Here is an 8244-nt window from a genome sequence, read left to right as displayed (position 1 = left end):
AATTTCCTGAACTATCTGTAACTTAAAAGATAATGAATAGTCTTTTTGGGTACGTTTGACATAACTGTTTTGTCCTTCCATTTTTGATACTTTTTTTGTGTATCGCTATTTCAGGACGGGACATAGTGGCAAATAAAAAACCGTCCTCCAAGCGGAAGACGGTTTGTTGGTTCTTAGTTATTGATTATTTGAGCTTTAAAAAATATATTTATTCTCCTCAATCATGGCTTCGGCCACTCTGCGGCGCGCAGCTTTGAGGTTAAATGGTTCAATCTTGGTAAATCGTTTCAGACCCATCAGCATTACTCGCAGCTCATCGGCTTCAGCAAAAGACGCAATGGCTTCTTTGCCTGCAATGTTTACTTTGTTTACGGCTTCGTGCAGATAAATAAGAGCCATATCTTTTTGCAGTGCCACGTTAGCTTCTCCTTTAACGCCAATCAATTTCTCAACTCTTAACAATATTGACTCAGCCACATAAATTTCAATGGCCATATCTGCCAGGTTCATTAGTATTTCCTGTTCTTCAGACAACGACATCATGAATTTTTGCACGGCTGCACCTGCTACCATCAGCGCTGCTTTTTTCAGGTTTTTCAACACTTTCTTTTCAACGGCAAATACGCTTTCGTCGTCGGCGCCACCAAAATCAGGCACAGACATAATTTCTTTGGCAACGGCCATTGCGGGGGTCATCAGGTCTATCTCGCCTTTCAACGCACGTTTCAAAAGCATGTCAATAATCAACATACGGTTGATTTCGTTGGTGCCTTCAAAAATCCGGTTGATACGCGCATCTCTGTAAGCTCGCTCCATAGGTGCATCGGCCGAATAACCCATACCGCCATACACCTGCAGGCTTTCGTCAACGGTATAATCCAGCACTTCAGAGCTGTGCACTTTCATAATAGCACACTCAATAGAGAACTGCTCCAGTGCTTTCAGCTTGGCTTCGGCATCTGTTAAGCCCTGGGCTTTCAGGTCTTCTATGGAGTCGTCAATGTTTTGTCCGGCTCTGTAGTTGGCAGACTCCGAGGCAAAAATGCGTGTAGCCATTTCGGCCAGTTTATATTTAATAGCGCCAAATGTGGCAATAGAAACACCAAATTGCTTGCGCTCGTTGGCGTAGTTAATAGCATGGCCAAGAGAGCCTTTAGACCCGCCTATTACGGCTATGCCCAGTTTAATACGCCCAACGTTGAGTATGTTTACTGCTATTTTGAAACCATTACCGCGAGACGACAACATGTTTTCAACAGGTACATGGCAATCGTTAAAGAAAATCTGGCGGGTGTCTGAGCCTTTAATGCCCAGCTTGTGCTCTGGTTCGTTCATGGTAATACCACCGAACGATTTCTCAATAATGAATGCCGTCAGGTTTTTGTCATCATCAATTTTGGCAAAGACAATGAATAAATCGGCGAAACCGCCGTTGGTTATCCACATCTTTTGTCCGTTAATGATATAGTGTTTGCCATCTGCCGACAAAGCTGCTTTGGTTTTGCCAGAGTTGGCATCAGACCCTGAATCCGGCTCTGTTAAGCAATAAGCGGCTTTCCATTCGCCTGTAGCTAGTAACGGGAGATATTTAGCTTTTTGTTCTTCGTTTCCGTAATATACTATAGGTAAGGTACCAATACCTGTATGGGCCGACTGCGCAACTGAAAACGAGTGGCCTTGCCCCAGTGCTTCTGCTACCAGCATTGAGGTATTAAAACTCATGCCAAACCCGCCGTATTCTTCCGGCACGGCAGTACCCAACAAACCCAATTCACCCGCTTTGGTCATGAGAGATGACATAAGCTCCGGCGACTTGGCATTGTCAATTTCGTTCAGCCGTGGGTGGATTTCTGTACGCAAGAAATCGCGACAGGTGTCGGCAATCAATTTTTGTTCTTCTGAAAACTCTTCCGGAATAAAAATCTGATGTGCTTCCACATCTTTTATCAGGAATTCTCCTCCTTTAATTGATGCTTTATTTTCAGTTGCTAACATAGTATTATGAGTTGAAATTCGTCTTTTGAAAATGCAGGCCATTGTTATGCGCGCATACTGTTACAAAGATAATATTTTTTGAAAATATTATGCAAGCATACTATTAGTTTTTTTTAACCGGTCCCGTTAAGGTTTTGTTACTGCTAAAAGAGGTATAGAGGGCCGATGTTTTACCGGGCAGTGTATTTGTTGCTTTTGTAGGAGCAGAACAGGTCTACAGGCAAATCAGTAGTGTGCCAGTAAAGTTATTATCTGTTCCTTCCTTTTTCGTTGGGGTATAATTGGGGCAGGGGGTCACTTTGCCAGAATTGCTTGGTGTCGGCATCTAATATACTAAGGCTACCCCAGAACGCCGCCCCGGTGTCTATGTTCCAAACATTGCAGCCGTTCATAGGTACGGTTGTGTCATAGTTCAGGGTAGGGGTATGCCCAATGTATATTTCATCAAATATCAAAAGCCTTTTTGGAAACAGTTTTGAATCTCTCCTGATGTGCTTATCCATCGTCAGCGCCATTTCCCAAAGGGTTCTGTCCCAGTTAAAATTAGATGGGTGGAACTCCTGCATCGGCCCGTGCATAGAAGTAAACCCGGCGTGTATAAATAGGCGGTTGTTTTCGTCGATATGATACATCTTCATGCGTTCAAAAAAATTCAGATGTTCCAGCCGTTCTGCATCATTTATTGATTCATAGCTTTTCACTGTCAGAAAACCACCGTGAAAGCCCCAAACTTTATCCCATTCTTTTTCGCGCAGCCACTCTTCGCACCAAACATCATGATTCCCCTTCACAAAAACGCAATTCCGGGTTTCGTTAAGCTCTATCAGAAACTGTATCACCTGTGCCGACTCGCTCCAGCCATCTACATAGTCACCCAGAAATACGAGGGTATCATCTTTACTCACAGCGGCACGTTCCATCACCTGCTTTAATGCTTTCAGCCCGCCATGTATATCGCCAACAACTAGTGTACGTGGTTTCATAGTACTCAATCTGCAGAAAGGTTGCACCCGTTTAACAATTAAGAACCATTCAATTAAAAGATTGTTTCAGTCAGACACTTGAATTAGTTCATATCAGGGCAGTTGGCAAAGAAAACTGAAAAAAGCATAACAGGCAAAATCCCTGGTAAACTTATGACATTTAATGCCTTTTATTACCACCTGTTTTGCCATTTGCCCGGGTTTAAGAGTGTACGTTTTGTAAGAATGGTTTTAATGAAGATCCCTCATTTTTTCAGCTGTGCGTATATGCCGGTTGTATGGGTAGTACGTATAGCTTTAAAGCTTTGCCGGCAGCTTTTAATTGCGCCAGAATATGAGTTTTTATTATCAGACAAAACTACTTAAAGGGGTATCTGGAAAAGAAAACTTGTCTTAACAACTATTTTTGCATTTTTCCTTGACAATGTGGTATATTCTTTGTTGCTTCGCAAAAGAAATTTTATTTGAGTTATTAAAAAAGGTTTACCATGACAGAGACATTAAACTTCGACGTGACCACAGTAGCTGAAAGCAGGATACATCAGCTTGACCCCAATAATATTCAGTTTGGCTCACTCTTTACAGACCACATGCTCGTAGCCGACTATATAAACGGCGCGTGGCAGACACCAAAAATTTTACCTTATGGCGATATCAGCTATAATCCGGCGCTTGCAGTGCTGCATTACGGACAAGCCATTTTTGAAGGTATGAAGGCTTTCAAGAATGATAATGACGAAGTTTTGATGTTCCGTCCGCAGGAAAACTGGAAACGTTTCAATATTTCGGCAGAACGTATGTGCATGGCTCAGGTACCTGAAGATATATTTGTAGGCGGGTTGGAAGAGTTGTTGCGTTTAGATGCGGCCTGGGTTCCTAAAGGTGAAGATAACTCTTTGTACCTACGTCCGTTTATGTTCTCTAGTGATGTTTACCTGGGTGTTCGCCCTTCTCAGAGCTACCGGTTCATGATTATTATGAGCCCTGCCGGTAAATACTACTCTACACCGCCAAAAGTGAAAGTAGAGACCGAGTTTATCCGTGCCGCTCCGGGTGGTGTGGGTTATGCCAAATGTGCAGGTAACTACGCAGCCTCTTTGTATCCGGCCAAGTTGGCGCAGGAGCAAGGCTATACCCAATTGTTATGGACAGATGCCATTGAACACAAGTATTTTGAGGAGTCAGGCACGATGAACGTGATGTTTGTGATTGATGGCAAACTGGTAACCCCTGCCGTAAGCAGCACAATTCTGAAAGGTATCACCCGCGATTCGCTGTTGCAATTGGCGAAATCGATGAATATTGAAGTTGAAGAAAGAAAGGTATCTGTAGATGAGGTGATTTCCGGTATAAAAAGCGGTAAGGTAACCGAAGTTTTTGGCGCCGGTACAGCAGTTGTGGTTTCTCCGTTTGCAGCTATTGGCTACAATGGTGAAGATTACGATTTACCTGCCATAACCGAATCGTCGGTTTCTTCTAAACTGAAAAATGCTTTGAATGATTTACGCACAGGTAAAGTAGAAGATACTTTTGGCTGGGTTTGGAAAGTAAATGGTTGATTATAGCAAATTACTTAATGTATGATATGGGCGACCGGGCAACCGGTCGCTTTTTTTTTCATAACTCAAAGATACGTAGGTATTTATGAAGAATGCAGGCACGAAAGAAAACAAAATTTACATTTTAGAAATATTGTATATCAATTAAAAAAGAAGAAGGTTTCTGTTTCTCAAAATAATTTTCCGAACAGTATGCCTGCATACTGATTTTTTTCTACATTTGTGGTTACCCGAAGCAAAAAACACCAATGAGGAAGGAAAAGACTATTGATTTTTACATTAAATGGGCCTGGCATGCCATTTCGCGTATGTATAATACTTATGCAGGGCAATATGATATTACCATGGCCATTGGGTATGTCTTGCTTAATATTGATTCAGAGAAAGGTACGCCGGCAACTAAAATTGGGCCGTCGATAGGGATGGAGCCCAGAAGTCTGACGCGCATGCTGAAAACCCTTGAAGAAAAAGGCTGGATCTACAGAGAAACAGATGCCGACGACAAGCGATTTGTAAAGGTGTACCTGACAGAAGAAGGGAAGAAAAAGAGGAATTTTGCCCGCGAAGGAGTGATTATCTTCAACAAGAAGATTCAGGAGACTATCCCTGCTGAAAAACTGGCTGTTTTTTTTGAGGTAATTAAAGATATTAATGCTTTGGTTGATGAAGAAAACAGCAAGGTAAAAGACAATATTATATTTGAAATAATGCATTAAGATAGAGGTCTGAACTTAGTTCAGACCTCTATCTTATCTTTCAGGAACTCAGCTGTATAGTTATTTTCCAGCTTTACCATATCTTCTGGGGTGCCTTCAAAAGTCAGGTAACCACCTTTTTCTCCGCCTTCAGGGCCTAAGTCAATTATCCAGTCGGCCGACTTAATGATTTCCATGTTGTGTTCAATAATAATAACCGAGTCTCCCTGGTCAACCAAGGCATTAATGGCTTTCAGCAGCTTCTTGATGTCATGAAAATGTAGCCCGGTTGTTGGTTCATCAAACACAAACAAGGTTTTACCTTTATCGGCATTGCCTTTGCTTAAGAAGAATGCCAGTTTAACCCTTTGTGCCTCACCACCCGACAAAGTGCTTGACGACTGCCCCAAACCAATGTAACCCAAGCCCACATCCTGCAAAGGCTGTAGTTTCTCGGCCAGTTTCGGGTCACTTTCCCTGAAAAACTCAAGAGCCTCATCCACCGTCATGGCCAGTATATCGGCAATGTCTTTATCTTTATATTTCACTTCCAGAATCTCCTGTTTGAAGCGCTTGCCACCGCAACTTTCGCATTTCAGGCGTACATCAGCCATAAACTGCATCTCTATGGTTTGTTCTCCTTCTCCCTGGCATGCCTCACAACGGCCGCCATCAACGTTGAATGAGAAGAAAGCCGGTTTGTAGTCGCGGGCTTTAGACAGGGGCTGGTCTGACATCAACTGCCTGATAGCATCGTAGGCCTTAATATAGGTAACAGGGTTAGAACGCGACGATTTACCGATTGGGTTCTGGTCAACCATTTCAATCTGCGTAATTCTGTCGAGAGAGCCAATCAACTCGCTGTATTTTCCGGCTTCTTCGCTGTATTCTCCTTTTAGCCTGGCAATGGCCGGGAAAAGAATTTTGCGAACCAGTGTAGATTTTCCCGAACCACTCACACCCGTTACCACGGTAAGTGTACCTAGCGGAAATTTTACATCTACCTCTTTTAAATTATTCTCTCTGGCACCTTTTAGTTCAATAAAGTCGGCTGGCTTTCTTCTTTTCTGTGGCACAGGCACATGGTCTTCACCTGTCAGGAAGCGGATGGTGTGACTTACGGCTCCCTCCCCACTGTTGGGGCGGCCGCCGTCGCGGAGGGTTAGGGGTGGGGTTGTTTTCAACCGCATAATATCTTCCCAATTCCCCTGAAACATCAGGTTACCGCCCAGGGTTCCTGCTTCGGGGCCAATGTCAATTATCTCATCAGCTGCCAGCATTACCTCTTCCTCATGCTCTACCACAACTACGGTGTTACCTAAATCTCTTAATGATTCCAGCACACTTACCAAACGGCGCGTATCTCTCGGGTGCAGGCCGATGCTTGGCTCATCTAAAATGTACATTGAACCAACCAGAGCACTACCCAGAGAGGTGGCCAGTTTAATACGTTGAAACTCGCCGCCTGACAGACTGGAGGTTAATCGGTTGAGTGTCAGGTATCCTAAACCAACCCGTTCCATAAAATCCAGACGGCTGTTAATTTCAATCAGTATTCTTTTGGCTATGCCTTGCTGATAATCAGGCAGCTCAAGATTATTAAAGAATTGTGATACATCTGATATCGGCATCAGTACAAGGTCGGTAATAGAAGCGCCACCTACTTTTACATAAGCTGCATCTTTACGCAGTCGCGAGCCCCGGCATTCAGGGCAATCGGTACGCCCCCGATAGCGTGAAAGCATTACCCGGTACTGAACCTTGTGTACCTGGCTTTCTATATCCCGAAAGAATGCATCCAGGCCTTCAAAATAAGAATTACCTGTCCAGAGCAGGTCTTTTTGCTCCTGGGTAAGGTCTTTATAAGCCCTGTGAATGGGGAAGTCGAAACGGATGCCATTTTTGAGTAAAGGCGCTACCCACTCGCTCATGCGTTCGGTCCTCCAGGGAGCAATGGCTCCTTCAAATACCGAAAGATTTTTATCCGGAATCACCAGGTCAGGGTCTAAACCCAGAATTTTCCCGAATCCCTCGCAGCGCTTACAGGCGCCATACGGATTATTAAAAGTAAATAGATTAACGCTTGGTTCTTCAAAGGCTATGCCATCTAACTCAAACCTGTCAGAGAAAGTCTGTTTCCCCTGGCCAATTACATCGACAATACATTCGCCTTCTCCTTCAAAAAAAGCAGTTTGTATAGAATCTGAGAAACGGAACTGCGTATCTTCATCATATTTTACCACGTTCCGGTCTATCAGAATTTCAATGTTATGCTGTTTTTCGTCTATTATCTCGGTTCCTTCAACTATTTCTTCAATCTGTTTTATTTCTCCGTCAACCAGCACACGGGTGTATCCTTTCTGAAGCAGCAGGTCAAGTTCTTTTTTTACATTCCGGTTGTCTTTTATTTTCAGCGGGGTCAGTACCATTACTCTGGTTCTTTCTTCTTTTGACAGAATAAAATTCACAACATCAGTTACCGTATCTTTTTTTACCTCTTTGCCTGAAACCGGCGAATAGGTAATGCCAATGCGGGCAAACAAGAGCTTCAGGTAGTCGTAGATTTCGGTGGTAGTACCCACAGTAGAGCGCGGGTTTTTGGTGGCTACCTTCTGTTCTATGGCAATAGCCGGCGAAACACCTTTGATGTACTCTACCTCGGGTTTTTCCATACGGCCCAGAAACTGGCGTGCATAAGAGCTGAGACTCTCTACATACATACGCTGGCCTTCGGCAAAGAGGGTATCAAACGCCAGAGACGATTTTCCACTGCCTGAAAGCCCCGTTACCACCACCAGTTTGTTGCGCGGAATGGCAACATCAATATTTTTTAAATTATTTACTTTGGCTCCTTTAATGATGATGAATTGCTTAGGGTCAAGGGCATCAACATCGGGGTATTTTATTAAATTAAGCGCAGAATTGTCCATGCAGAAAAAGCCCGGTGTCCTTCGTACAGATTCGGGTATTTATATTGTTGGAATTGGTAAATCTTTCATTAAGAGAGAAAAG

Annotated in this window: 5 protein-coding genes; 2 read left to right on the top strand and 3 right to left on the bottom strand. The window is 43.4% G+C overall.

Annotation, left to right across the window (positions count from 1 at the left end; translation table 11 throughout):
* Positions 1-195 precede the first annotated feature (195 nt).
* Both NZ848_RS09440 and NZ848_RS09435 read right to left on the bottom strand, forming a co-directional pair.
* Positions 196-1995 (bottom strand): acyl-CoA dehydrogenase family protein, encoded by a 1800-nt coding sequence (locus NZ848_RS09440; protein WP_259015286.1) that lies wholly within the window; start codon positions 1993-1995, stop codon positions 196-198.
* A 248-nt stretch (positions 1996-2243) separates the two neighbouring features.
* Positions 2244-2978: a metallophosphoesterase family protein gene (locus NZ848_RS09435; protein ID WP_259015285.1), complete on the bottom strand. Its 735-nt coding sequence runs from the start codon at positions 2976-2978 to the stop codon at positions 2244-2246.
* Between the two features lie 488 nt (positions 2979-3466).
* Between NZ848_RS09435 and NZ848_RS09430 the strand changes: the two genes are divergently transcribed.
* Complete coding sequence (locus tag NZ848_RS09430; RefSeq protein ID WP_101724479.1) at positions 3467-4537, top strand: branched-chain amino acid aminotransferase; 1071 nt, start codon at positions 3467-3469, stop codon at positions 4535-4537.
* A gap of 248 nt (positions 4538-4785) precedes the next feature.
* The gene (locus NZ848_RS09425) at positions 4786-5253 is read left to right on the top strand and encodes a MarR family winged helix-turn-helix transcriptional regulator (protein WP_101724478.1); all 468 of its coding nucleotides are present in this window, start codon (positions 4786-4788) and stop codon (positions 5251-5253) included.
* 20 nt (positions 5254-5273) lie between these two features.
* Here NZ848_RS09425 and uvrA read toward each other — a convergent pair whose 3' ends face one another.
* Positions 5274-8162: an excinuclease ABC subunit UvrA gene (gene uvrA / locus NZ848_RS09420; protein ID WP_259015284.1), complete on the bottom strand. Its 2889-nt coding sequence runs from the start codon at positions 8160-8162 to the stop codon at positions 5274-5276.
* Positions 8163-8244: the final 82 nt, after the last annotated feature.

Source organism: Emticicia fluvialis, assembly GCF_024793945.1.
GTDB classification, from domain to species: domain Bacteria; phylum Bacteroidota; class Bacteroidia; order Cytophagales; family Spirosomataceae; genus Emticicia; species Emticicia fluvialis.
Note: the sequence above shows the minus strand (reverse complement) of the source record. Positions and strands in the feature narration are given on the sequence as shown.